Genomic DNA, 23,509 nt, shown 5'->3' with positions numbered 1-23,509 from the left:
GCTCTCTTACCTGCGGGTCGCCACCGGATGACGTTCCCCCTGTCACTGCCCTGCCCTCGCGACCTGCCCGAGCTGTTGGGCAGTTTGCACCTGATCACACCGCTGCTCGATGCCATGCCCGGCGTGGTGTTCTTCGTCAAGGACACCGCCGCCCGCTACGTGCTGATCAATCAAACCCTGGCCCAACGCTGTGGTGCCAAAGACGCCAATGCGTTACTCGGCAAAACGGCTGAACAGGTGTTTCCCTCGCGCTTCGGCCCGCATTACACCGAGCAAGACCTGCGGGTGCTGAGTGACGGCAGCCCGTTGAGCGATCAGCTTGAACTGCACCTTTACCCTGGCCGCGAACCTGGTTGGTGTCTGACCCACAAACTGGCACTGCACGATGCACAGGGCAGCATTATCGGCATGGCGGGGATTTCCTACGACCTGCTCGCGCCCCAGTCCAGTCATCCGGCCTATGAAAAGCTCGCAGCGGTCGACGGGCACATCCGCGAACACTACGCGCAGCCTGTCGCGCTGAGCGAACTGACCGCCCTCAGCGGTTTTTCCGTGGCGCAACTGGAGCGCCTGTGCAAACGGATCTTCCAGTTAACACCACGGCAGATGATTCATAAGGCACGTCTGGGCGCGGCCACGCAGCTGCTGTCGGGCGAACTGCCGATCACCGAGATCGCCCTGCGCTGCGGTTACACCGACCACAGCGCCTTCAGCCGCCAGTTCAAGGCGCTCACCGGCGTGTCCCCTTCACAGTACCGTGACAACCATCGCTGACTGTTACCCGTTACTGAGTACCCCGCCAAACCTTGCTCCCTTTTGTGACACGGCGCCCGCCTTCGAGGCGTTCGTCTTCCTGTCGTATTTCCTTGGCCGGATATTGCACCGCAAGCTGCTGGCTTCTATTTCGGGCCTCGTAGCCCATCGAGTGTTGAACCGGGTGTGAACTCCGGTTTTTTGGCACATCCAGTGCATATCAAATATCGTATACGAAATTCTAAATACCCATTTGATAAGAACTGCCCAACGCTCGACACCATCCGACAACGAGGCCCCTTATGAAAAATCCTGCATCCGCCGTCTTCATTACCGCCCTGCTGAGCAGCGCGTTCATCGCCCAGGCCCAGGCCGACAAACTCGACGACATCATCGAGTCCGGCAGCTTGCGTTGCGCGGTCACCCTGGACTTTCCGCCGATGGGCTTTCGCGATGAAAAGAACACCCCGGCCGGCTTCGATGTCGACTACTGCAACGACCTGGCAAAAACCCTCGGGGTCAAAGCCGAGATTGTTGAGACCCCGTTTCCGGACCGAATTCCGGCACTGGTTTCCGGCCGCGCTGACGTCATCGTTGCCTCCACCTCCGACACGCTGGAACGCGCCAAGACCGTGGGCATGACCATTCCCTACTTCGCCTTCCAGATGGTGGTGTTGACCCGCAGCGATGCCGGAATCAAGGCCTACGACGACCTCAAGGGCCATTCGGTGGGCGGCCCGGCCGGCACGTTTGAAGCCATCGCCCTGGAAAACGATGTGAAGAAATGGGCCAACGCCAAGGGCGCTTTCCATGCCTACCAGTCGCTGGCTGACGCGGTACTTGCCCTGAGCCAGGGGCAGATCGACGCGACCACCGTGACCTCGACGGTCGCCTCGTCGCTGATCAAATCCGGCAAGTACAAAAACCTCAGCGTCGCCGGCACCGCGCCCTATGACATCGATTACGTGTCTCTGGGCGCCAAGCGTAATGAGTTCGGCCTGATCAACTACCTCAACCTGTTCGTCAACCATCAGGTGCGCTCCGGGCGGTATCAGGAGCTGTTCGCGCAATGGGTTGGCGGCACGGCGCCACAGCTGACGGCCAGCGGCGTGTATCGCTAGCCCCCAAAAAATCGCAGCCTGCGGCAGCTCCTACAAATTTGCGTACACCCGGTAGGAGCTGCCGCAGGCTGCGATCTTGGCGATCTTAAAACCAAGGAACTCCTTTGATGTTCGACTACACCTTCCATTGGCGCGCCGCCTTCCAGGCGTTGCCGGACATGCTCGACGGCGCGCGGATCACTCTGGAAATCGCGGTGCTGTCGATGCTGGCCGGCACTCTGATCGCAATGTTCCTGGCCCTCGGCCAACAGTCCGACAAGCGCCTGTTCCGGGCGATTGCCGCCAGCTGGGTGTCGATTGCACGCAACACGCCGGCGCTGTTTCAGGTGTACATCCTGTACTTCGGCCTCGGCGCCTTTGGCATTCACATGGGCTCATGGCTGGCATTGCTGATCGGCATCACCTTCAACAACGCCGGCTACCTGGCGGAGACCTTTCGCGGCGGCCTCAACGCCGTGCCTGACACCCAATTGCGCGCGGCCCGCTCGCTGGGCATGAGCGCGCCGAAGGCTTATCGGCTGGTGGTCCTGCCGCAATTGTTGCGCGTGGTGTTTTACCCGCTGACCAATCAAATGGTCTGGGCCTTACTGATGACGTCGCTGGGCGTGGTGGTCGGGCTGACCAGCGACCTTACCGGCGTGACCCAGGCGCTGAACGTGAAGACCTTTCGCACCTTCGAGTTCTTCGCCATCGCCGCCGTTCTCTACTTCGTCCTGGCCAAGCTGGTGGTGTTGATCGCCCGCCTGCTGGCCTGGCGTTTGTTCCGGTACTAGGAGGCCTGCATGTACACCTCAAGTTTTACCTCGGGCGACTTCCTCTACCTGCTGCAAGGTGCCGGTACCACGCTGCTACTGACGTTCTGGGCCATGTTGATCGGCACGTTGCTGGGTGTCGCGTGTGGCCTGTTTCGGGCCTTGCTGCCGCGTTTGAGTCTGCCGCTGGCCTGGGTGCTGGATGTGTTTCGCAGTGTGCCGTTGCTGATTCAATTTGTGCTGCTCAACTCGTTCAAGTCGATCGTCGGCCTGAACTGGAGCGCGTTCACCGTGGCCTGCGTGATCCTTGGCGCCTACTCCACCGCTTACTGCGCAGAAATCGTCCGCGGCGGCGTGCTGTCGGTGCCGTTGAGCACGCGGCGGGCCGCCCGTTCGCTGGGCCTGAGTCACCGCCAGGACTTGCTGCACATTGTCCTGCCGATGGCCACGCGGGTGGCGTTTCCGGGCTGGATCAACCTGACGCTGGCCGTCATGAAAGACACCTCGCTGGTGCTCTGGATCGGCATCGTCGAATTGCTGCGTGCCTCGCAAACCATCGTCACCCGGCTCCAGGAACCGTTGTTCGTCCTGGCCCTGGCCGGCCTTATCTACTACGTCATGAGCCTGGTGATCGCTCGTCTGGGTGCGCGGCTCGAACAGAGGTGGCAGGAAAATGATTGAGATCGAGAACGTTCGTAAATCCTTCGGCAACCTGGAAGTCGTCAAAGGTGTCGACCTGACGGTGAACAAAGGCGAAGTGGTGTCGATCATCGGTGGCTCGGGCTCGGGGAAATCGACCTTGCTGATGTGTATCAACGGCCTGGAAGCCATTCAGGGCGGGCAGATTCGCGTCGACGGCACGCCTGTGCATGCCAGTGGCACCGACCTGAACAAGTTGCGGCAGAAAATCGGCATCGTCTTCCAGCAATGGAACGCCTTCCCGCACCTCACGGTGATGGAGAACGTGATGCTCGCCCCGCGCAAGGTGCTCGGCAAAAGCCGTCAGGAAGCTGAAGAAATCGCCGTGCGGCAACTGACGCACGTGGGCTTGGGCGACAAGCTCAAGGTGTTTCCGAGCAAGCTTTCCGGCGGTCAGCAACAGCGCATGGCAATTGCCCGGGCGCTGGCCATGTCGCCGGACTACATGCTGTTCGACGAAGCCACCTCGGCCCTCGACCCGCAGTTGGTAGGCGAAGTGCTGGACACCATGCGCCTGCTCGCCGAGGAAGGCATGACGATGGTGCTGGTGACCCACGAAATCCGCTTCGCCCGGGATGTTTCGGATCGGGTGGCGTTCTTTCGCGACGGCAAGATCCATGAAATCGGTTCACCGGACCAGGTGATCGGCCAGCCGCAGCGTGCGGAAACCGCCGACTTCCTGAAGTCGGTGTTGTAGCCCACAGACAGGCCTCAGGAGACAGTCATGCATTCAAGCAAGATCATTCATGTGGTGAGTTGCCACGCCGAAGGTGAAGTCGGTGACGTTATCGTCGGCGGTGTCGCGCCACCACCCGGCGCGACCCTGTGGGAGCAGTCGCGCTGGATTGCCGAGGACCAGACCCTGCGCAACTTCGTGCTTAACGAGCCGCGCGGTGGAGTCTTTCGCCACGTCAATCTGCTGGTGCCGTCCAGGAACCCGCTCGCTGACATGGCGTGGATTATCATGGAGCCGGCGGACACACCGCCGATGTCAGGCTCCAACTCGCTGTGCGTGGCCACGGTACTGCTCGACAGTGGCATTTTACCAATGACCGAGCCGCTGACCCGGCTGGTGCTTGAAGCCCCCGGCGGCTTGATCGAGGTGACCGCCCACTGTCGCAACGGTAAGGCCGAGCGGGTCGAGGTGCGGAACGTGGTGTCGTTTGCCGACAAGCTCGATGCCTGGATCGAAGTCGAAGGCCTCGGTTCGCTACAGGTCGATACCGCCTATGGCGGCGACAGCTTTGCGATCGTCGATGCCCAGCGTCTGGGGTTCTCATTGACTGCCGATGAAGCCGCGGATCTGGTTGCCAGTGGTCTGAAGATCACTCAAGCGGCCAATGAACAGTTGGGTTTCGTGCACCCGCTGAACCCGGACTGGAAGCACATTTCCTTCTGCCAGATTGCCGCCCCGCTCGACCGCGCCAACGGCGTGGCCAGTGCCGCCAACGCGGTAGTGATCCGCCCCGGCAAGATCGATCGTTCGCCCTGTGGCACCGGTTGTTCGGCGCGCATGGCGGTGCTGCACGCCAAAGGCCAACTGGCGGTCGGAGAAGTGTTCATCGGGCGCTCGATTATCGGTTCCGAGTTTCGTTGCCGGATCGACAGCACCAGCGAAATCGCCGGACGTCCGGCCATTATCCCGTGCCTGTCCGGGCGTGCCTGGATCACCGGCACCCACCAGCATCTGCTCGACCCAAGCGATCCTTGGCCGGGCGGTTATCGACTGTCCGACACCTGGCCCGTCGAACTGACTATTTGAAACACCGTACCTGGCAAAACCCTTTGAACCCCATGGCACGTTCAGTGCCCAACTTAAACGTATACGAAATACTAAAAGTCATCATCGGAGGCAACATGAGCAAGCACGTTAACTGGAGCGGCGTTTTCCCAGCGGTCACTACCCAGTTCAACCCGGACTTTTCCATCGATTACGAAGGCACGCACAAGGTCATCAGTGGGCTGGTGCGTGACGGTGTTTCAGGTCTGGTGATTTGCGGCACTGTCGGCGAGAACACCTCGCTGAGCACCGAAGAGAAAATCAGCCTGGTAGAAGTCGCCAAGGATGCCGCCGCGGGTCGGGTGCCGGTGATCTCCGGTGTCGCCGAATTCACCAGCGCCAACGCCAGCAAGGTTGCCAAGGAAATCCAGCGCGTGGGTGCCGACGGCATCATGCTGATGCCGGCGCTGGTCTACTCCTCGAAACCCTTCGAAACCGCCGCGCATTTTCGCAGCGTTGCCGCCAGCATCGACCTGCCGGTGATGGTCTACAACAACCCACCGATCTACAAAAACGACGTCACCCCGGACATCCTGATCTCCCTGGCCGACTGCGACAACGTTGTCTGCTTCAAGGATTCCTCGGGCGATACCCGGCGCTTCATCGATGTGCGCAATGAAGTCGGCGACCGCTTTGTACTGTTTGCCGGGCTCGATGACGTGGTGCTCGAAAGCATTGCCGTTGGCGCGGTGGGCTGGGTTTCCGGGATGTCCAACGCCTTTCCGAAAGAAGGCGAAACGCTGTTCCGTCTGGCCCGCGATGGTCGCTTCAAAGAGGCCATGCCGATTTACGAATGGTTCATGCCGCTGCTGCACCTCGATGCCCGTCCGGACCTGGTGCAGTGCATCAAGCTCTGTGAAGAACTGATGGGACGTGGCACGGCGTTGACCCGCCCACCTCGCCTGGGCTTGCTTGACCACGAACGCAACGAGGTCGAAGCACTGGTAAAGGCTGCGCTCGCCAACCGCCCGACCTTGCCGGACGTCGGTCTGTAACCGCCCTTCCCCACTGCCGCGCTCGGCATCGAGCGCGGCCATGCCGAGCATTTTTTATGTCAGCCATTATCGGCCACAACTTTATCGGCTTCGGCCGCAGCGCCGCTGGCGATCAATTTCTGCACAGCGTCGACGCCCACAGCGGTGAATCGCTGCCCTATCGCTTCAGCCAGGCCAACGCGGAGGAAATCGACAACGCCGCACACTTCGCCGCCAAGGCCTACCCCGACTATCGCAACCTGCCGGCCAGCGTGCGCGCCAGCTTTCTCGAGACTATCGCCGACGAAATCGATGCCCTCGGCGATGACTTCATCGCCATCGTCTGCCGCGAGACGGCCCTGCCCGCTGCGCGGATTCAAGGAGAACGGGCGCGAACCAGCAGCCAATTGCGCCTGTTTGCCCGGGTGCTGCGTCAAGGCGACTTCCTCGGCGCGCGTATCGACCGCGCCATGCCTGCACGCCAACCGTTGCCACGGCCCGACCTGCGCCAATGGCGCATCGGCCTGGGCCCGGTGGCGGTATTCGGTGCGAGTAACTTTCCGCTGGCGTTTTCCACCGCAGGGGGTGATACCGCAGCAGCCCTGGCCGCCGGTTGCCCGGTGGTGTTCAAGGCCCACAGCGGACATATGGCAACCGCCGAGCGGGTTGCGGCAGCGATCATTCGCGCGGCGCAGCGCAGCAACATGCCTGAGGGTGTGTTCAACATGATTTATGGTGCGGGCGTCGGCGAGGCGCTGGTCAAACATCCGGCGATCCAGGCGGTAGGGTTCACCGGTTCGCTCAACGGTGGCCGGGCGCTGTGCGACATGGCCGCTGCCCGACCGCAGCCAATTCCGGTGTTCGCCGAGATGTCGAGCATCAACCCGGTGCTGCTGCTACCCGCTGCCCTCGGGGCCCACAGCGAAACCATCGCCAGCGAATTGAGCGCCTCGATCGTTCTGGGTGGCGGCCAGTTCTGTACCAATCCGGGGTTGATCATCGGCCTGCGCTCAGCGTCATTCAGCACCTTCATTGAACAACTCACCGCGCAGATCAACGAAAAGCCGCCCCAGACCCTGCTCAACAGCGGTACCCGCCGTAGCTATGAAGGCGGCGTGCAGCGCTTGCTGGACCATCCACGAGTGACGCGTTTGAGCGGCGACCTTGCGTCAGGCAATCAGGTGCAGCCGCAGCTGTTCAAGGCTGATATCAGCCTGCTGCTTGAAGGGGATGAGGTGCTGCAAGAGGAGGTGTTCGGCCCGGCCAGCATCGTGCTGGAGGTGACTGACGAGCAAGAACTCAAGTTGGCGCTGCATGCCTTGCACGGGCAATTGACCGCTACGCTGATCGCCGAACCGGAAGACCTTGTGCTGTGCTCGAAACTGATACCGATCCTCGAACAGAAAGCCGGACGCCTGCTGCTCAACGGTTATCCGACCGGTGTCGAAGTGTGCGATGCAATGGTCCACGGCGGACCGTATCCCGCGACGTCGGATGCCCGTGGCACCTCGGTCGGCAGCCTGGCAATCGAGCGCTTCCTGCGGCCGGTGTGTTATCAGAACTGTCCGGACAGGTTACTGCCGGACGCCCTGAAGAACGCCAATCCGCTGGGGATTTTGCGTCTGGTCGACGGGGTGAATACCCGCGAGGAATTGAATCAAGCGGGCTGACGCCCGCTTTGCACCGTCAATCGAACTGCGCAAGCATCCAGGCCTGATACTCGGCAACGCCAGGCTCGCCCTCGCGGGGTGCCCAATGCGCATGTTCACCCTCGCCGACCGGACGATACGGTCCGGCCTTGCATTCGAACATGACGCTGTCTGCTTCGAGCACGACCAGACCGTGATAAACACCGGCCGGCAGATCGATCCCCAGCGTATCGCCGCCGCACTCCAGGACTCGCTTGGCAATCACCTGGCCCGCGTCGTCGAAAACCAGCACGCCCAGACGGCCCTTGAGGACCAACAGGGTTTCACCCTTGTCGTCGCTCAAATGCCGATGTGGCGGAACGTAGGTCGATGGCTGCAAGCCCACCGCCATACGGTGGCACGACTCCTCCATCTGGTGGAAGTTGTGATGCTGCCGGCCACGAGGATTGGCCGCAGCCTTCTCGACCAGTTCGGTAAACAGTGTTTGATCAAGAAAGCTCGGCGTGACCATGTTTTACATTCCTTTGACCGCGTAGATCCCTGCGGCGTTGCGCCAGTAGCCTTTGTAGTCCATGCCATAACCGAAGATGTAGCGGTCGATGCACGGCAGACCGACGAAATCGGCTTTCAGGTCCGGGCGAGCCTTGCGGTCGTGGTCTTTGTCGATCAGTACCGCAGTGTGCACGGCGCGAGCGCCGGCATGTTTGCAGAAGTCGATGATCGCGCCCAGGGTGTGACCCTCGTCGAGGATGTCGTCGATGATCAGCACGTCACGGTCGATGAACGAGACTTCTGGCTTGGCTTTCCAGAACAGGTCGCCGCCGCTGGTTTCGTTGCGATAGCGGGTAGCGTGCAGGTAGGAAGCTTCCAGCGGGAAATTCAGATAGGTGAGCAGTTTGCCAGAGAAAATCAGGCCGCCGTTCATCACGCAGAACACCACCGGGTTGCTTTCAGCCAACTGATCGTTGATTTGCGCACCGACGCGGGCGATGGCCGCCTCGACTTCTGCTTCGGTGTACAGGCAGTCAGCCTCTCGCATGATTTGACGGATATGCTCGAGATCAGCGGACATGGTGCTCTCCAAGGGGGTGGCGGATTCGGAAAAGCGAGCAAAGGTACGCATCCCGCCGGGTCAGATCAAGCGTTTCTGGACTAACGTACTGTATGTCTATAGGACAACACCCTCGGATAGATTAATCTAGGCCGGTTTTTTTGCCCGCCGCCGGAGCCTTTCCCTATGCCCATCCGTGAGATCCGCCATCCGCTGATCCGACACAAACTTGGCCTTATGCGCCGCGCCGACATTAGCACGAAGAATTTCCGCGAGCTCGCTCAGGAAGTCGGTGCCCTGCTGACCTACGAGGCCACCAAAGACCTGCCCCTTGAAACCTACGATATCGAAGGCTGGTGCGGCACGGTTTCGGTCGAGAAGATCGCCGGCAAGAAAATTACCGTCGTGCCGATCCTGCGCGCCGGCATCGGCATGCTTGAAGGCGTGCTCAGCCTGATCCCGGGCGCCAAAGTCAGCGCCGTGGGCGTGGCTCGCAACGAGGAAACCCTGGAAGCGCACACGTATCTGGAAAAACTGGTTCCGGAAATCGACGAACGCCTGGCGATGATCATCGACCCGATGCTCGCCACCGGCGGTTCGATGGTCGCCACCATCGACCTGTTGAAAAAGGCCGGTTGCAAGGACATCCGCGCGATGGTCCTGGTGGCTGCCCCCGAAGGCATCGCCGCGGTAGAGAAGGCTCACCCGGACGTGATCATCTACACCGCGTCCATTGACCTGAAATTGAACGAACACGGCTACATCATTCCGGGTCTGGGCGATGCCGGTGACAAGATCTTCGGCACCAAGCAGAAGGACGCGTGAGCATGCAGGATGAGTTCAACGACCCGCTCTGGCGCACGGTGCTGTCTGGCGCGCAAATGCTGTTCGTGGCGTTTGGTGCGTTGGTGTTGATGCCGCTGATTACCGGCCTCGACCCGAATGTCGCGCTGTTCACCGCGGGCCTCGGGACTCTGCTGTTCCAGGTGGTCACCGGGCGACAAGTGCCGGTGTTCCTGGCGTCGAGTTTTGCCTTCATCACCCCGATCATTCTCGCCAAGGGGCAGTTCGGCCTCGCGGCGACCATGGGCGGGGTGATGGCGGCCGGTTTCGTTTATACCTTTCTCGGCGTGGCCGTGAAGATCAAGGGCACCGGTTTCATCGACCGCTTGCTGCCACCGGTGGTCATTGGCCCGGTGATCATTTCGATTGGCCTCGCGATGGCGCCGATTGCCGCAAACATGGCGATGGGCAAGGCCGGTGACGGTTCCGAGCTGATTCATTACCAGACCGCAATGATGATCTCCATGCCAGCGCTGCTGACGACACTGATCGTGGCCGTGTTTGGCAAAGGCATCTTCCGTCTGGTGCCGATCATCTCCGGCGTACTGGTCGGGTTTGGCATGGCGTTTTTCTTCGGCGTCGTCGACACCGCGAAGATCGCTGCCGCGCCGTGGTTTGCGTTGCCGCACTTCACCGCTCCGGAATTCAACTGGCAGGCGATTCTGTTCATTGTCCCGGTGGCACTGGCCCCGGCCATCGAACACATCGGTGGCGTGATTGCAGTCGGTAGTGTGACCGGACGTGATTACCTGAAGAAACCCGGCCTGCACCGCACGCTGTTTGGCGACGGCATCGCCACCACCGCCGCCGGCTTGCTCGGAGGCCCACCCAACACCACGTACGCCGAAGTGACGGGCGCGGTGATGCTGACCAAGAACTACAACCCGAAAATCATGACCTGGGCGGCAATCTTTGCCATCAGCCTGGCGTTTATCGGCAAGTTCGGCGCACTGCTGCAAAGCATCCCGGTGCCGGTGATGGGCGGGATTCTTTGCCTGTTGTTCGGGTCGATTGCTGCGGTGGGGATGAACACCATGATCCGCCACAAGATTGATTTGAGCGAAGCGCGCAACCTGGTGATTGTCTCGGTCACGCTGGTGTTCGGGATTGGCGGTATGCTGATCGGCACCGGTACCGGCGCGCAGGACTTCGGCCTCAAGGGCATCGCACTGTGCGCCGTCGTGGCGATTGCGCTGAACCTGATTCTGCCGGGCAATGACAGCTGGAAGCACAAGAAGGCGGATGAGCCTTTGCTTTAAAGATCGTCCGAACGCGGCCCGAACCTTCGACAGCTCCTACGCGTCTTCTGTAGGAGCTGGCGCAGCCTGCGATCTTTTGATCTTGCTTACAACGCCAACGGCGCTCGCTCGCACAAGGTGCTCAACGCCCGCGCCCAGTGCGGGTCATCGTTGAGACACGGCACCAGCACCAACTCCTCGCCCCCCGCCTCGCGGAACTGCTCCAGCCCACGGTCGCCGATCTCTTCCAGGGTTTCGATGCAGTCGGCCACGAATGCCGGGCACATCACCAGAATCTTCTTCACGCCTTGCTTGGCCAACACGTCGAGACGCGCTTCGGTATAAGGTTCGATCCATTTGGCGCGGCCCAGCCGTGACTGGAAAGACACCGACCATTTGCCGTCCGGCAACCCCATGCGCTCGGCAAAGGCTGCGGCAGTGCGCAGGCACTGACCGCGATAACAGGTCGCGACCACTTCCGGCGGCGCACCGGCGCAGCAATCGCCGTCGCCATCAAAGCTATGGCCTGGGTTGAGTTTCTTCAGGTGCCGCTCCGGCAACCCATGGAAGCTCAGCAGCAGGTGATCGTAATCCTGCTCAAGGTACGGCCTGGCGCTGGCAACCAGTGCGTCGAGGTATTCCGGCTGATCGTAAAACGGCTGAAGGATCGAGAACTGCACATCCAGTTTATTCTCACGCACTACACGCTTGGCTTCTTCAATCACCGTGGTCACGGTGCTGTCGGCAAACTGTGGATAAAGCGGTGCAAGCGTGATTTTTTTGATGCCTTGAGCAGCCATGCGGGTCAACACCGACTCAATCGACGGCTCGCCGTAACGCATGGCCAACTCGACCGGCCCTTGGGTCCACTGCGCGGTCATCGCCTGCTGCAAGCGGCGGCTGAGCACCACCAGCGGCGAGCCCTCATCCCACCAGATCGAGGCATAGGCGTGAGCCGACTGCTCAGGGCGCTTGATGAGAATCAGCGAGACCAGTAAACGTCGCACCGGCCATGGCAGGTCAATGACGTAAGGGTCCATCAGAAATTGATTGAGGTAGCTACGCACGTCCGCCACCTGTGTGGAAGCGGGCGAACCCAGATTGACCAGGAGCAACGCGTGATCGGTCATGCAACGTCCTATTTCAAAGGCGGCTGGACACGTCGTCCAGGGCCGCACGCAAATCAGTGAACCGGAATATGAAACCCGCCGCCAGCAAGCGCGTCGGTGTCGCCCGCTGACCTCCCAGCAGCAACAGTGACAACTCGCCAAGACCGACCCTCAGAGCAAATGACGGCATCGGCATGAACGCCGGCCGGTGCAATACGCTGGCGAGGGTCTTGGCAAACTCGCGATTGCGCACCGGTTTTGGTGCGCACGCATTATAAGGACCGCGAGCGTCTTTCTGATGCAGAAGAAAATCAATCAGGGCAATTTGATCATTGATGTGGATCCACGGCATCCACTGCCGACCATTGCCGATCGGCCCGCCCAGCCCCACTTTGAACGGCAATAACAGCCGCGACAAAAAGCCGCCCTCCGCCGACAGCACCAGCCCGGTACGCACCAGCACCACACGGATCCCCAGCGCCTCGGCGCGCTGCGCGGTCTCCTCCCAGGCGATGCACAACTGACTGGCGAAGTCTTCGCTGACCGGCGGTGAGCTCTCGGTCAACTCACGCTCGCCGCCATCGCCATACCAGCCGACCGCAGACCCCGAAATCAACACCTGCGGTTTCTGCTCGCGGCCTTCAAGCCACGCCAACAGGGTTTCAGTGAGCTTGATCCGGCTGTTCCAGAGCAGCGCCTTGCGTCGATGAGTCCAGAGGCGATCAGCAATCGGGGCGCCCGCAAGATTGATCACCGCATCCACCGCCTGTTGGCCAATGTCTTCCAGACGCCCAACACCCCGTACCTGAGTACCGCATAACTTGGCGACTTTTTCGGGCCTGCGACTCCACACCGTCAGACTATGACCCTGGCTCAACCAGTGTCGGCAGAGTTGACGCCCTATCAAACCAGTACCGCCGGTCAGCAATATGTGCATGACATCTTCCTCGCGTGGCGTTTTACCCTGATCACTAGTCTATTTTTATAAGCAGGGATGTTTCGGATCGGGCAGGTTCTGTGTTTAACAATAGGACAACCTGCCAGAACGAGAACGCTTAAAGTTATACCAGAAAACAATATTGTATAGGCCTAACCCGCAGCGTAGCCTGTACAGAAAGGTAAACGAGGCCCCTATGACTGTACCCATCGCAATCATCGGCACCGGCATCGCCGGACTCTCGGCAGCCCAAGCCTTGCAAGAGGCCGGGTACGTCGTTCAATTGTTCGATAAAAGCCGTGGCAGCGGCGGTCGCATGTCGAGCAAACGCAGCGACGCCGGCGCACTGGACATGGGCGCACAATATTTCACCGCCCGTGATCGCCGTTTCGTCATCGAAGTCCAGCGCTGGCAAGCCAATGGCTGGGTCGCCGAATGGACACCGCTGCTCTACCACTATCAGGGCGGCCAGCTCAGCCCGTCGCCGGATGAGCAGACCCGCTGGGTCGGCACCCCACGCATGAGTGCCATCACCCGCGCGCTGATCGGCGATACGGAAGCGCATTTCGCTTGCCGGATTACCGAGGTCTATCGTGGCGAAGAACATTGGCATTTGCAGGATGCCGAAGGCTTCACCCACGGTCCCTTCAGCCATGTCGTCATCGCTACGCCTGCGCCGCAAGCCACTGCCCTGCTGGCCGCCGCGCCGAAACTCGCCGGGGTCGCCGCCGGGGTAAAAATGGACCCGACCTGGGCCATTGCGCTGGCCTTCGACACACCGCTGGATACGCCGATGGAAGGCTGCTTCGTACAGGACAGCCCGCTCGACTGGCTGGCGCGTAACCGTAGCAAGCCGGGCCGCGACAACACCCTCGACACTTGGGTATTGCACGCCAATAGCCACTGGAGCCGACAACATATCGACCTGCCTAAAGAGGCCGTGATCGAGCAACTGCACGGTGCCTTCGCCGAGCTGCTGCATGACTCCATGCCCCCGCCGATCTTCAGCCTTGCCCATCGCTGGCTCTACGCGCGCCCGTCCAGCAGCCATGAATGGGGCGTATTGGCCGATGCCGACCTGGGCTTGTACGTGTGTGGCGACTGGTGCCTGTCAGGGCGTGTCGAAGGGGCCTGGATGAGCGGTCAGGAAGCGGCTCGCCGTCTGCACGAACACCTGCAGTGAAGCGTATCTGTCCGCACAAGCTGCTGACGCCAGCAAAAAATTATACAAACAATTTGACTTGTACACCTTTGGACCTATGATCAATACGTGTTGTACAGCGCGAACAGCCTGTACAGGTATAGATCCGAGGTGCGCCAATGCCCAGCCACTCTGCGAGCAAACCAAAAATCGCTGTCAGCGCCTGCCTGATGGGTGCCGAGGTGCGTTATAACGGCGGACACAAAGCGTCGCGGCTGTGCAGTCAAACCCTCGCGGATTATGTCGAATGTGTCCCGGTGTGCCCGGAAGTCGCCATCGGCCTGGGAATTCCCCGCGAGCCGATTCGACTGGTCGGCGATCCGCAGCAGCCCCAGGCCGTTGGCACTATTCACCGCGAACGCGATGTCACCCAACTGCTTGCGAACTACGGTCAGCACATGGCCGGCGAGCTGGGCGACATTTGCGGCTATATCTTCATGCAGAAATCACCGTCCTGTGGCCTGGAGCGGGTCAAGGTTTACCACGCCAACGGTAGCCCGCAGGACGGTGGTGCACGCGGTATCTACGCTCAAGCGTTTTGCGCCCGACACCCGGACCTGCCGGTGGAAGAAGACGGTCGGCTGAACGATCCCGTTCTGCGCGAGAATTTCCTGACCCGGGTATTTGCCTACGCCGCCTGGCAGGAACTCCTGCAAAACGGCTTGAGCCGCCGTGGCCTGACCGACTTTCACGCGCGCTACAAATACCTGTTGATGGCGCACAACCCGTTGCAATACAAAGCATTGGGCAAGCTATTGGGCGACATGGGCCAGACCGATCCCGATGAACTCGGCCCGCGCTATTTCAGCGAGCTGATGACGGCGCTGAAAAAATGCGCCACCCGCCGCACCCATACCAATGTGCTGCAACACCTCAGCGGCTACCTCAAACAAGCCATCAGCGCCGAAGACAAACAGGAAGTGCAGCACGTCATCGGTCAGTACCGCCACGGCATCGTGCCCTTGGTGGTGCCGCTGACCTTGCTCAAGCATCACCTGCGCCATCATCCCGATCCGTACGTTACACGGCAGGTGTACCTGCAACCGCACCCGGAAAATCTCAGCCTGCGAAACACGATTTAAATGAAAACCAAACCTGACACTCACACCCATGACGAAGATGCCGGCGCCGACTATCAACAGGCCCTGGAGGACGGTTGGCTGCCGATCCGCGAAGTCGCCCGAATCACCGGCGTCAACGCCGTCACCCTGCGCGCCTGGGAACGCCGTTACGGGCTGATCGTGCCGCAGCGTACGCCCAAGGGACACCGGCTGTTCTCGGCCGAGCATGTGCAACGAATCCATCACATCCTCACCTGGCTCAATCGCGGCGTCGCCGTCAGCCAGGTCAAACAACTGCTGGACACGCCACTAGCGTTGAGCGAACCCGTCGAAAATGACTGGCATGTGCTGCGTCTGAAGCTGATACAGGCGATCAGTCAACTGGCCGAGCGCCAGCTCGATGACACGCTCAATCAGTCCATGTCGCTGTATCCCCCACGCACCTTGTGCGAGCAACTGCTGATGCCGCTGCTGGCGGAACTCGAGCAACGCTGGCAAGGGCAGTTCGGCGCGCAGATGGAGCGGGCGTTCTTTTATTCCTGGTTGCGCAGCAAGTTCGGTGCAAGGGTCTACCATAACAACCGTCAGTTGCGCGGCGCGCCGTTGCTGCTGATCAATCACTCCGACCTGCCCCTGGAGCCGCACCTGTGGCTCACCGCCTGGCTGATCAGCAGCGCTGATTGCCCCGTGGAAGTGTTCGACTGGCCGTTGCCAGCCGGCGAATTGGCTCTGGCGGTCGAGCATCTGCAAGCGCGTGGTGTGCTGCTGTATTCCAGTAAAACGATCAATCTCAAACAGTTGTCGAAACTTCTGAACAACGTCAGTTGCCCAAAACTCATGGCCGGCCCCGCGGTGTGCATCCACTACGCCGAGTTGTCCGCCAAAACCTCTGAAATAGCCGATTTGTCTCTGGCCGAAGATCCATTGTCGGCCACTCAGGCACTGGTTCAACGCGGGCTCATTTAAATGCTTATACGGAAACCAGCATGCAATTGATCTGGCTGCGCAGCGACTTGCGCCTGCATGACAACACCGCCCTCTCGGCCGCTGCAGCTCGTGGCCCGTGCGTAGCGGTGTATTTGTTGAGCCCGCAGCAATGGCACGCCCATGATGATGCTCCGTGCAAAGTGGATTTCTGGCTGCGTAACCTGCGCGAGTTGAGCCACGTCCTCGGCGAGCTGAACATTCCCTTGTTGATCCGTACTGCCACACGCTGGGATGATGCGCCGCGGGTACTTGGCCAGTTATGCACAGAGCTGAACGTCGAGGCGGTTCACGTCAACGAGGAATACGGCGTGAACGAAAGTCGCCGTGATGCGGCCGTTACCAAAACGCTCGACGCTGCAGGCATTGGATTTTATCGCTATCTCGATCAATTGCTGTTCAAGCCCGGCAGCGTTCTGACCAAAACCGGTACGTACTTTCAGGTCTTCAGCCAGTTCCGCAAAGTCTGCTACGCCCGTCTGCAGGGTGCATTACCCCGCTTGATTGCCGCACCCAGGATTCAGGCGCCAACCGCCATCAGCAGTGACCCGGTCCCATCGCAGGTCGAGGGTTTCGAGACTCCGCACGAACAGCTGCGTGCACTCTGGCCAGCCGGTGAAAGCGAAGCGCGTCGGCGTCTGGAACACTTCGCCCAAGGGCAGATCGACTATTACAAAGACCAACGCGACTTCCCGGCAAAACCCGGTACCAGCCAGTTGTCCGCGTACCTGGCGGCCGGAGTGATTTCGCCACGCCAGTGTTTGCACGCCGCCGTGCAAACCAATCAAGGCGAGTTCGAAAGCGGCAGCGTCGGCGTCATCACCTGGATCAACGAATTGCTCTGGCGCGAGTTTTACAAACACATTCTGGTGGGCTATCCACGCGTCTGCCGACACCGCGCCTTTCGCCCGGAAACCGAAGCCCTGGCCTGGCGCGACGCGCCGGATGAGCTGGCGGCCTGGAAAGAGGCGCGTACCGGATTGCCGATCATCGACGCCGCCATGCGCCAACTGCTGGAAACCGGCTGGATGCACAACCGTCTGCGGATGCTGGTGGCGATGTTCCTGACAAAAAATCTGCTGATCGACTGGCGCGAAGGTGAGCGCTTTTTCATGCGCCATTTGATCGATGGCGATCTGGCCGCGAACAACGGCGGCTGGCAGTGGAGCGCTTCCACCGGCACCGATTCGGCGCCCTGGTTCCGGATTTTCAACCCGCTGAGCCAATCGGAAAAATTCGACGCAGAAGGTCTGTTCATCAAGCACTGGCTGCCGGAGCTGGCGGGGCTGAACACAAAAACTATCCACAACCCGGCAGCCATGGGTGGACTGTTTGGCGTGGCCGACTATCCGCTGCCAATCGTTGATCTGGGTCAGTCACGCGAACGCGCACTGGCAGCGTTCAAACATTTGCCTTCGCGTCTGGATATCGAGTCGGCAGCCTCATCTGGTTAAGCGTCCGTCAGGCCTTTCACACAGCATCGGCGCACTGCCTTACACTGCGCGCCTATGAACACGATCCCCCTCAAGACCATTGCCGAACCGGCGGTCACCTGCTCGACCTGCGCAGCCTGCTGTTGCCAGCTCGAAGTCATGCTGATCACCGACACCGGCGTGCCCGAACGTTTTATCGACACCGACGATTGGGGCGGGGAAGTCATGCTGCGTCTGGATGATGGCTGGTGCGCCGCCCTGGATCGCGACAGCATGATGTGCACCATTTACGAAAAACGCCCACTGATCTGCCGGGAGTTCGAGATGGGTGCACCGGAGTGCATCGAAGAGCGTCAGGGGATTGCGACAGCGTATCGCTGAGTGACAAGCCAGCGCTACAAGATCACCGAAAGCCTGAGCGGGGGGGGACCGCCCAGCTCTTGCCAGCGATGCTTTTGAACCTTACAGCGGCATCGTGTAATGCAACGCGTAGCTTTCTATACCGTCGTTGAAACGGCTGAGACCGGCGTTGGAGTAATGTGTCGCGCGAACCCCGACTTCATGTCCCCCGGCAAATCGCAGGCCGAAGCCCAGGCGGTCTTCGAATTGGAAAGCCGAACCCAATCGGTTGTCTTCCACTTCGGTATGAGCGAACAGCGCAACGCCGATGCCGGCCTCCAGATATGGTTTGACGGTTTGCCCGGCAAACTCGTAAACGAACACCGGAGAGAACGACAGACTGTGATTGCTCGCCGTTTTGTCACCGTCCCAATAGGTGTAAGCGCCGCTCCAGTAGCCCGTCAGGCGCCCGACATCACTCTGCAACCAGCTATTATCCCAATTCCATTGCAGGCCCAGGCGATAAGTCTGGGTCGAATCGGTGGTCTGGCCCACCGCGAACTCAACGCCAGCCGCCTGAGCAGTAAAACTGTGCCCCAACAACGCGGCCGCAATCGCAGCCAAACAGAACAGTCGCTTCATTAGAAACATCCTTTTCCGAACGATTTTGTTTGGTTTTTATGACTCAACAGACGTGCAGTGGAAATCCACGCGTCGACAGAAGTTCACCCCATCGAAGCGTCCCCTCCAAGACTTCCTACAGACTGAAGCTTCGCACAACCCCAGCGTTATGCCAGAGCAGCGGCAGGATATTTCTCAGGTGCTCGGGGCTGGCACTGGTCCAGAACTGCGCGTCGCGAGGCGGCCCGTCAGCGAGCAATTCACGCTCGGCGAGCAGGCGCTGGGTTTGCCGGGCAACAGCCGCGCCAGTGTCAATCAGGCTGATGTCGGCAGGGAGCATTTGCTTGAGCAATGGCTTGAGGAAAGGATAGTGGGTGCAACCGAGAATAATCGTGTCACACCCGGCCGCCAGCAAGGGTTCAAGATAACCGGCCAGTAACTGGCACAGTGCCTGGCTGTGCAGATCACCGGCTTCGATCAGCTCCACCAATCCTGGGCACGGCTGGGTGATGACACGGACATCGGTGGCAAAACGGTCGAGCAAGGCTGCGAACTTGGCACTCTGCAAGGTACCGGTGGTGGCGAGAACCCCGACCACACCACTGCGAGTGGCCGCTGCTGCCGGCTTGACCGCAGGCTCCATGCCGATGATGGGCCAGTCCGGGTAGTCGCGACGCAAGTCCGCGACACCGGCCACGGTTGCCGTGTTGCAGGCCACGACCAAGGCTTTGGCGCCTTGCCGGGCAAAAAACTCCGCGACTACGCTGCAGCGCTGACGAATGAACTCGGGGGATTTCTCGCCATAGGGGATGTTCCCGCAATCGCCGACATACAACAGCGATTCATTGGGCAACAACTGCTGGATCTCAGCCAGCACCGACAACCCGCCGACGCCAGAATCGAACACGCCGATGGGCGCCTCACGCATGCCGGCCCCCGCAAACGCTACAGCCCGGATCACGCTTGACCCGCAACTCACGGAATCGCGACCCCAAGGCATCAATCAACAATAACCGGCCCACCAACGGCTCACCGAACCCGACCAACAGTTTCAGCGCCTCAAGGGCTTGCAGGCTACCGACCAGACCCACCAGCGGGCCGAGCACGCCGGCCTCGCTACAGGTCAGTTCGGCTTCGCTGCCATGCCCGTACAAACAGTGGTAGCACGGGCTCTCGGCGCGACGTGGATCAAACACCGACAACTGTCCTTCCAGACGAATCGCCGCACCACTGACCAAAGGTTTTCGTGCCGCCACACAGGCTGCGTTCACCGCTTCGCGGGTGGAAAAATTGTCGGAGCAGTCGAGCACCACGTCGACCGCCGACACCGCAGCCGCCAACGAGTCGTCGTCCAGCGCGGTACGGTGAGCGATCAGTTGAATCTCGGGGTTGATGGCCGTCAGACGACGGATCGCCGAGTCGACCTTGCTCAGCCCGACGCTGTCGGTGTCGTGAATGATCTGCCGTTGCAGGTTGGTCAGGTCGACCGTGTCGAAATCCGCCAGATGCAACTCACCAACGCCAGCCGCCGCCAGGTACAGCGCGACCGGCGCACCGAGCCCGCCGAGGCCGACGATCAAGACGCGACTTTGCTTGAGTCGCAACTGGCCGTCGATGTCGACATGTTGCAACAGAATCTGCCGGCTATAACGCAACAGTTCCTGATCATTCAGCACGGTAGACGCCCCAGACTGATACGTTCGTGGCCACCAAGGTCCTTGCGACTATGAACCTCTTCAAAACCTTGGGTCAGCAGCAAATTGCGCACGGCATCGGCCTGATCGTAACCGTGTTCAAGCATCAACCAGCCGCCCGTTTCCAGGTGCTGCGGCGCTTGGGCGATGATCAAACGCAAGTCATCGAGCCCGTCGCTGCCGGCGACCAGCGCACTGGCCGGCTCGAATCGCACGTCACCGGCCACCAGATGCGGGTCGGCGGAGGCAATATAAGGCGGGTTGCTGATGATCAGTGTGTAGCGACGCTCTTTCAGCGCACTGAACCAGTGACTGCTGAGCACCGTGACGTTGTTCAGGTGCAGACGCTGGCGATTGCGCTCGGCCAGGGCCACGGCTTCGAGGATCCGGTCCACTGCCGTGACTTGCCAGGCTGGACGCTCGCTGGCCAGGGCCAGGGCAATCGCGCCGCTGCCGGTGCCCAGATCGAGAACCCTGGCGAGTGTTGCAGGCAACAGTTCCAGCGCAGCTTCGACCAGCAATTCGGTGTCCGGGCGCGGGATCAGCGTATGCGGCGCCACTTCCAGATCAAGCTTCCAGAAACCCTGCTGACCGAGAATGTACGCCACCGGCTCACCGGACCGGCGACGTTGCAGGTACTCGGCAAAAGTCAACGCAGCTTCGCTGGGAACGATGCGCTCCGGCCAGGTGTGCAGAAAACTACGGGACTTGCCCAGGGCTGCGGCCAGCAGCAACTCGGCATCCAGACGCGCAGTCGGCGAGTCAGGCAGGTCGGCTGCACGTAACAAACTGGCAATGATGGTCATTTATTCACCTATCGCCGCCAGTTGGTCAGCCTGATACTCGGCCAGCAACGGTTCGATCACGGCATCGACGCCACCCGCGAGGATTTCGTCGAGGGAATACAACGTCAGGTTGACCCGGTGGTCGGTGACCCGGCCCTGGGCAAAGTTGTAGGTTCGGATTCGCTCGGAGCGGTCGCCCGACCCCACCAGCAACTTGCGCTCGCTGGCGATGGCATTCGCCGCGGCGCTGGTTTGCTGGTCATTCAATTTAGCCGAGAGCCAGGACATCGCCCGCGCCCGGTTCTTGTGCTGGGAGCGTTCTTCCTGGCACTCGACCACGATGCCCGACGGCAAGTGAGTAATCCGGATCGCCGAGTCAGTCTTGTTCACGTGCTGACCACCTGCGCCGGAGGAACGATAGGTATCGACGCGCAAATCTGCCGGGTTGATCTCGATCGCTTCCTGTTCGTCCGGCTCAGGCAACACCGCCACGGTGCAGGCCGAGGTGTGGATACGGCCCTGGGATTCGGTGGCCGGAACCCGTTGCACGCGATGTGCGCCGGACTCGAACTTCAGCTTGCCGTAGACATTGTCGCCTTCGACCCGTGCGATAACTTCTTTAAAGCCGCCGTGCTCCCCGATGTTCTCCGACAGAATCTCGACCCGCCAGCCACGCCGTTCGGCGTAACGCGAATACATGCGGAACAGGTCACCGGAGAAGATTGCCGCCTCGTCACCGCCAGTGCCGGCGCGGATTTCCAGGAACACGTTGCGCCCGTCGTTCGGGTCCTTGGGCAGCAGCATGCGTTGCAGGCTGGCTTCAAGTTCGATCAGCTGCTCTTTGGCTTCGCGGACTTCCTCCACAGCCATTTCACGCATGTCGGGATCGCTGTCCTTGAGCAGCGCCTGGGCACCTTCGAGATCGCCCTGAACCTTGAGCAGCTGTTTATAGGTGGTGACAATCGGCTCAACTTCCGCGTACTCCTTGGAATACGTGCGGAATTTGTTCTGATCGGAAATGACTTCGCCATCGCCAAGCAATGCGGTCAGTTCCTCGAAACGGTCCTGGAGGATGTCCAGCTTATTGAGCAGTGACGCTTTCATTGCGATTTTTTATCCGAAGAGCTATCCGAATTGCCCTCACCGAGGGCAAAGAGTTCCTGGGCCATGGCCAGCGCATCGAGGCGGCCTTCGGCGGTGAGCTTTTTCAACTGCACACTGGGGGCATGCAACAGTTTGTTGGTCAGGCCACGGGCCAGTTGCACCAGCACGTCTTCAGCACTGCTGCCGTTGGCAAGCAGGCGCTGGGCTTTTTGCAATTCTTCATCGCGCAGGCGTTCGCTCTGCTGACGATAGGCCTTGAGCACATCCACCGCCGCCAGTTCACGCAGACGAACCATGAAGTCGTCGGCGCCGATGGAAACCATTTCTTCCGCCGCCTGGGCAGCACCCTGACGACTCTTGAGGTTTTCGGCGACCACTTCGTGGAGATCGTCGACGCTATAGAGGTAAACGTCATCCAGCTCGCCGACTTCCGGCTCGATATCCCGTGGTACAGCGATATCGACCATGAAGATCGGTTTGTGCTTGCGCAATTTCAAGGCACTTTCGACCGCGCCTTTGCCAAGAATCGGCAACTGGCTGGCGGTCGAGCTGATGACGATATCACTGCGCACCAGTTCTGCCGGGATGTCCGAGAGCAGCACCGCGTGGGCGCCAAACTGCTCCGCCAGGATGCTGGCGCGCTCCAGGGTCCGGTTGGCGACCACGATCCGCTTCACGCCCAACTCATGCAAATGGCGGGCGACCAGGGTAATGGTCTCGCCAGCGCCGATCAGCAACGCCTGGCTTCGCTGCAGGTCACTGAAAATCTGTTTCGCCAGGCTGACCGCGGCAAACGCCACGGACACCGGGTTTTCACCGATAGCGGTGTCGGTGCGCACCTGCTTCGCGGCATTGAACGTGGCCTGGAACAAACGCCCAAGCAGCGGACCTATGGTGCCAGCCTCGCGGGCCACGGCGTAGGCCGATTTCATCTGGCCGAGAATCTGCGGCTCGCCCAACACCAGCGAGTCGAGCCCGGAGGCGACACGCATCATGTGACGAACTGCCGCATCATCTTCGTGCACATAAGCGCTTGCACGCAGCTCTTCGAGGCTCAAATGGTGATAATCGGCCAACCAGCGCAACACGGTCTCCGCCGAAAGCTGATCCTGTTCTATATAGAGTTCACTGCGATTGCAGGTGGAGAGGATCGCAGCTTCGCGGCTGTCGGTGAGTCGGCAGAGCTGCTGCAAGGCCTCAACCAGCTGCTCTGGAGTAAAAGCCACGCGCTCGCGGACGTCTACTGACGCAGTCTTGTGGTTAATACCGAGTGCAAGGAAGGCCATTCAAGGTCGCTGATGATGTCGAGAAGCCGACAATTGTCCTACTTCGCCAGAGCCAGAACAACCACTCGATATCTATTGCCTCCGCAGGAGCTGCC

Annotated in this window: 25 protein-coding genes; 15 read left to right on the top strand and 10 right to left on the bottom strand. The window is 60.5% G+C overall.

The genetic code is table 11. From position 1 onward, the window contains the following. Positions 1-27 precede the first annotated feature (27 nt). From BLL42_RS18460 to BLL42_RS18425, 8 genes are all read left to right on the top strand, one after another. Positions 28-774 carry an AraC family transcriptional regulator gene (locus BLL42_RS18460; RefSeq protein WP_071553363.1) on the top strand — a complete coding sequence of 249 codons (747 nt, stop codon included), beginning with the start codon at positions 28-30 and terminating at the stop codon, positions 772-774. Positions 775-1,055: 281 nt separating this feature from the next. Then, entirely contained in the window at positions 1,056-1,874 is an 819-nt protein-coding gene (locus BLL42_RS18455) for an ABC transporter substrate-binding protein (RefSeq protein WP_071553362.1), read from the top strand. Between the two features lie 107 nt (positions 1,875-1,981). Then, positions 1,982-2,647 carry an amino acid ABC transporter permease gene (locus BLL42_RS18450; protein ID WP_071553361.1) on the top strand — a complete coding sequence of 222 codons (666 nt, stop codon included), beginning with the start codon at positions 1,982-1,984 and terminating at the stop codon, positions 2,645-2,647. Between the two features lie 9 nt (positions 2,648-2,656). Then, complete coding sequence (locus BLL42_RS18445) at positions 2,657-3,307, top strand: amino acid ABC transporter permease (protein ID WP_071553360.1); 651 nt, start codon at positions 2,657-2,659, stop codon at positions 3,305-3,307. After that, positions 3,300-4,022: an amino acid ABC transporter ATP-binding protein gene (locus BLL42_RS18440; RefSeq protein ID WP_071553359.1), complete on the top strand. Its 723-nt coding sequence runs from the start codon at positions 3,300-3,302 to the stop codon at positions 4,020-4,022. The genes BLL42_RS18445 and BLL42_RS18440 overlap by 8 nt, the downstream gene beginning before the upstream one ends. Positions 4,023-4,049: 27 nt before the next feature. Then, on the top strand, positions 4,050-5,087 hold the full coding sequence (locus tag BLL42_RS18435; protein WP_071553358.1) for a trans-3-hydroxy-L-proline dehydratase: 1,038 nt from the start codon (positions 4,050-4,052) through the stop codon (positions 5,085-5,087). 95 nt (positions 5,088-5,182) lie between these two features. Beyond that, entirely contained in the window at positions 5,183-6,100 is a 918-nt protein-coding gene (locus BLL42_RS18430) for a dihydrodipicolinate synthase family protein (protein WP_071553357.1), read from the top strand. 56 nt (positions 6,101-6,156) lie between these two features. Beyond that, positions 6,157-7,749, top strand: a complete 1,593-nt coding sequence (locus tag BLL42_RS18425; protein WP_071553356.1) for an aldehyde dehydrogenase (NADP(+)) — start codon at positions 6,157-6,159, stop codon at positions 7,747-7,749. A gap of 16 nt (positions 7,750-7,765) precedes the next feature. Here BLL42_RS18425 and BLL42_RS18420 read toward each other — a convergent pair whose 3' ends face one another. Next, a complete protein-coding gene (locus BLL42_RS18420; protein ID WP_071553355.1) occupies positions 7,766-8,239 on the bottom strand; it encodes a WbuC family cupin fold metalloprotein in 474 nt (157 codons plus the stop codon). A 3-nt stretch (positions 8,240-8,242) separates the two neighbouring features. After that, positions 8,243-8,800, bottom strand: a complete 558-nt coding sequence (locus BLL42_RS18415; RefSeq protein WP_071553354.1) for a hypoxanthine-guanine phosphoribosyltransferase — start codon at positions 8,798-8,800, stop codon at positions 8,243-8,245. Positions 8,801-8,965: 165 nt separating this feature from the next. On the opposite strand from BLL42_RS18415, the gene upp reads away from it, so the two are divergent. Both upp and BLL42_RS18405 read left to right on the top strand, forming a co-directional pair. Next, on the top strand, positions 8,966-9,604 hold the full coding sequence (gene upp, locus BLL42_RS18410; RefSeq protein ID WP_071553353.1) for a uracil phosphoribosyltransferase: 639 nt from the start codon (positions 8,966-8,968) through the stop codon (positions 9,602-9,604). 2 nt (positions 9,605-9,606) lie between these two features. After that, positions 9,607-10,881, top strand: coding sequence for a uracil-xanthine permease family protein (locus tag BLL42_RS18405; protein WP_071553352.1), 1,275 nt, complete (start codon positions 9,607-9,609; stop codon positions 10,879-10,881). 86 nt (positions 10,882-10,967) lie between these two features. On the opposite strand, the gene hemH is transcribed toward BLL42_RS18405, so the two are convergent. Both hemH and BLL42_RS18395 read right to left on the bottom strand, forming a co-directional pair. Then, positions 10,968-11,990, bottom strand: coding sequence for a ferrochelatase (hemH, locus tag BLL42_RS18400; protein WP_071553351.1), 1,023 nt, complete (start codon positions 11,988-11,990; stop codon positions 10,968-10,970). Positions 11,991-12,003: 13 nt separating this feature from the next. Next, positions 12,004-12,906, bottom strand: a complete 903-nt coding sequence (locus BLL42_RS18395) for a TIGR01777 family oxidoreductase (protein WP_071553350.1) — start codon at positions 12,904-12,906, stop codon at positions 12,004-12,006. Positions 12,907-13,102: 196 nt separating this feature from the next. On the opposite strand from BLL42_RS18395, the gene BLL42_RS18390 reads away from it, so the two are divergent. The 5 genes from BLL42_RS18390 (at position 13,103) to BLL42_RS18370 (ending at position 17,966) form a co-directional block, all read left to right on the top strand. After that, positions 13,103-14,089: an NAD(P)/FAD-dependent oxidoreductase gene (locus BLL42_RS18390; protein ID WP_071553349.1), complete on the top strand. Its 987-nt coding sequence runs from the start codon at positions 13,103-13,105 to the stop codon at positions 14,087-14,089. Positions 14,090-14,226: 137 nt separating this feature from the next. Continuing rightward, positions 14,227-15,189 carry a YbgA family protein gene (locus BLL42_RS18385; RefSeq protein WP_071553348.1) on the top strand — a complete coding sequence of 321 codons (963 nt, stop codon included), beginning with the start codon at positions 14,227-14,229 and terminating at the stop codon, positions 15,187-15,189. Then, entirely contained in the window at positions 15,190-16,134 is a 945-nt protein-coding gene (locus tag BLL42_RS18380) for a MerR family transcriptional regulator (RefSeq protein WP_071553347.1), read from the top strand. Positions 16,135-16,154: 20 nt separating this feature from the next. After that, positions 16,155-17,606 (top strand): deoxyribodipyrimidine photo-lyase, encoded by a 1,452-nt coding sequence (gene phrB / locus BLL42_RS18375; protein WP_071553346.1) that lies wholly within the window; start codon positions 16,155-16,157, stop codon positions 17,604-17,606. A gap of 54 nt (positions 17,607-17,660) precedes the next feature. After that, positions 17,661-17,966, top strand: coding sequence for a YkgJ family cysteine cluster protein (locus tag BLL42_RS18370; RefSeq protein ID WP_071553345.1), 306 nt, complete (start codon positions 17,661-17,663; stop codon positions 17,964-17,966). Between the two features lie 81 nt (positions 17,967-18,047). Here BLL42_RS18370 and BLL42_RS18365 read toward each other — a convergent pair whose 3' ends face one another. From BLL42_RS18365 to hemA, 6 genes are all read right to left on the bottom strand, one after another. Beyond that, positions 18,048-18,566: an acyloxyacyl hydrolase gene (locus tag BLL42_RS18365; RefSeq protein WP_071553344.1), complete on the bottom strand. Its 519-nt coding sequence runs from the start codon at positions 18,564-18,566 to the stop codon at positions 18,048-18,050. 115 nt (positions 18,567-18,681) lie between these two features. Beyond that, positions 18,682-19,473: a glutamate racemase gene (murI, locus tag BLL42_RS18360; RefSeq protein ID WP_071553343.1), complete on the bottom strand. Its 792-nt coding sequence runs from the start codon at positions 19,471-19,473 to the stop codon at positions 18,682-18,684. Then, positions 19,466-20,221 carry a molybdopterin-synthase adenylyltransferase MoeB gene (locus BLL42_RS18355; protein WP_071553342.1) on the bottom strand — a complete coding sequence of 252 codons (756 nt, stop codon included), beginning with the start codon at positions 20,219-20,221 and terminating at the stop codon, positions 19,466-19,468. The genes murI and BLL42_RS18355 overlap by 8 nt, the downstream gene beginning before the upstream one ends. Then, positions 20,215-21,045 (bottom strand): peptide chain release factor N(5)-glutamine methyltransferase, encoded by an 831-nt coding sequence (prmC, locus tag BLL42_RS18350; protein ID WP_071553341.1) that lies wholly within the window; start codon positions 21,043-21,045, stop codon positions 20,215-20,217. Before prmC ends, BLL42_RS18355 begins: the two co-directional genes overlap by 7 nt. Next, the gene (gene prfA, locus BLL42_RS18345) at positions 21,046-22,128 is read right to left on the bottom strand and encodes a peptide chain release factor 1 (RefSeq protein ID WP_071553340.1); all 1,083 of its coding nucleotides are present in this window, start codon (positions 22,126-22,128) and stop codon (positions 21,046-21,048) included. It abuts the gene before it with no gap. Then, positions 22,125-23,414: a glutamyl-tRNA reductase gene (hemA, locus tag BLL42_RS18340; protein ID WP_071553339.1), complete on the bottom strand. Its 1,290-nt coding sequence runs from the start codon at positions 23,412-23,414 to the stop codon at positions 22,125-22,127. Before hemA ends, prfA begins: the two co-directional genes overlap by 4 nt. Between the last annotated feature and the right edge of the window lie 95 nt (positions 23,415-23,509).

The sequence above is a fragment of the Pseudomonas frederiksbergensis genome (assembly GCF_001874645.1).
In the GTDB taxonomy this organism is placed as follows: domain Bacteria; phylum Pseudomonadota; class Gammaproteobacteria; order Pseudomonadales; family Pseudomonadaceae; genus Aquipseudomonas; species Aquipseudomonas frederiksbergensis_B.
Note: the sequence above shows the minus strand (reverse complement) of the source record. Positions and strands in the feature narration are given on the sequence as shown.

Coding starts and splice junctions, on each gene's coding strand:
- BLL42_RS18460 (WP_071553363.1), top strand. CDS start 28: ATGACGTTCCCCCTGTCACTGCCCTGCCCTCGCGACCTGCCCGAGCTG.
- BLL42_RS18455 (WP_071553362.1), top strand. CDS start 1,056: ATGAAAAATCCTGCATCCGCCGTCTTCATTACCGCCCTGCTGAGCAGC.
- BLL42_RS18450 (WP_071553361.1), top strand. CDS start 1,982: ATGTTCGACTACACCTTCCATTGGCGCGCCGCCTTCCAGGCGTTGCCG.
- BLL42_RS18445 (WP_071553360.1), top strand. CDS start 2,657: ATGTACACCTCAAGTTTTACCTCGGGCGACTTCCTCTACCTGCTGCAA.
- BLL42_RS18440 (WP_071553359.1), top strand. CDS start 3,300: ATGATTGAGATCGAGAACGTTCGTAAATCCTTCGGCAACCTGGAAGTC.
- BLL42_RS18435 (WP_071553358.1), top strand. CDS start 4,050: ATGCATTCAAGCAAGATCATTCATGTGGTGAGTTGCCACGCCGAAGGT.
- BLL42_RS18430 (WP_071553357.1), top strand. CDS start 5,183: ATGAGCAAGCACGTTAACTGGAGCGGCGTTTTCCCAGCGGTCACTACC.
- BLL42_RS18425 (WP_071553356.1), top strand. CDS start 6,157: ATGTCAGCCATTATCGGCCACAACTTTATCGGCTTCGGCCGCAGCGCC.
- BLL42_RS18420 (WP_071553355.1), bottom strand. CDS start 8,239: ATGGTCACGCCGAGCTTTCTTGATCAAACACTGTTTACCGAACTGGTC.
- BLL42_RS18415 (WP_071553354.1), bottom strand. CDS start 8,800: ATGTCCGCTGATCTCGAGCATATCCGTCAAATCATGCGAGAGGCTGAC.
- upp (WP_071553353.1), top strand. CDS start 8,966: ATGCCCATCCGTGAGATCCGCCATCCGCTGATCCGACACAAACTTGGC.
- BLL42_RS18405 (WP_071553352.1), top strand. CDS start 9,607: ATGCAGGATGAGTTCAACGACCCGCTCTGGCGCACGGTGCTGTCTGGC.
- hemH (WP_071553351.1), bottom strand. CDS start 11,990: ATGACCGATCACGCGTTGCTCCTGGTCAATCTGGGTTCGCCCGCTTCC.
- BLL42_RS18395 (WP_071553350.1), bottom strand. CDS start 12,906: ATGCACATATTGCTGACCGGCGGTACTGGTTTGATAGGGCGTCAACTC.
- BLL42_RS18390 (WP_071553349.1), top strand. CDS start 13,103: ATGACTGTACCCATCGCAATCATCGGCACCGGCATCGCCGGACTCTCG.
- BLL42_RS18385 (WP_071553348.1), top strand. CDS start 14,227: ATGCCCAGCCACTCTGCGAGCAAACCAAAAATCGCTGTCAGCGCCTGC.
- BLL42_RS18380 (WP_071553347.1), top strand. CDS start 15,190: ATGAAAACCAAACCTGACACTCACACCCATGACGAAGATGCCGGCGCC.
- phrB (WP_071553346.1), top strand. CDS start 16,155: ATGCAATTGATCTGGCTGCGCAGCGACTTGCGCCTGCATGACAACACC.
- BLL42_RS18370 (WP_071553345.1), top strand. CDS start 17,661: ATGAACACGATCCCCCTCAAGACCATTGCCGAACCGGCGGTCACCTGC.
- BLL42_RS18365 (WP_071553344.1), bottom strand. CDS start 18,566: ATGAAGCGACTGTTCTGTTTGGCTGCGATTGCGGCCGCGTTGTTGGGG.
- murI (WP_071553343.1), bottom strand. CDS start 19,473: ATGCGTGAGGCGCCCATCGGCGTGTTCGATTCTGGCGTCGGCGGGTTG.
- prmC (WP_071553341.1), bottom strand. CDS start 21,045: ATGACCATCATTGCCAGTTTGTTACGTGCAGCCGACCTGCCTGACTCG.
- prfA (WP_071553340.1), bottom strand. CDS start 22,128: ATGAAAGCGTCACTGCTCAATAAGCTGGACATCCTCCAGGACCGTTTC.
- hemA (WP_071553339.1), bottom strand. CDS start 23,414: ATGGCCTTCCTTGCACTCGGTATTAACCACAAGACTGCGTCAGTAGAC.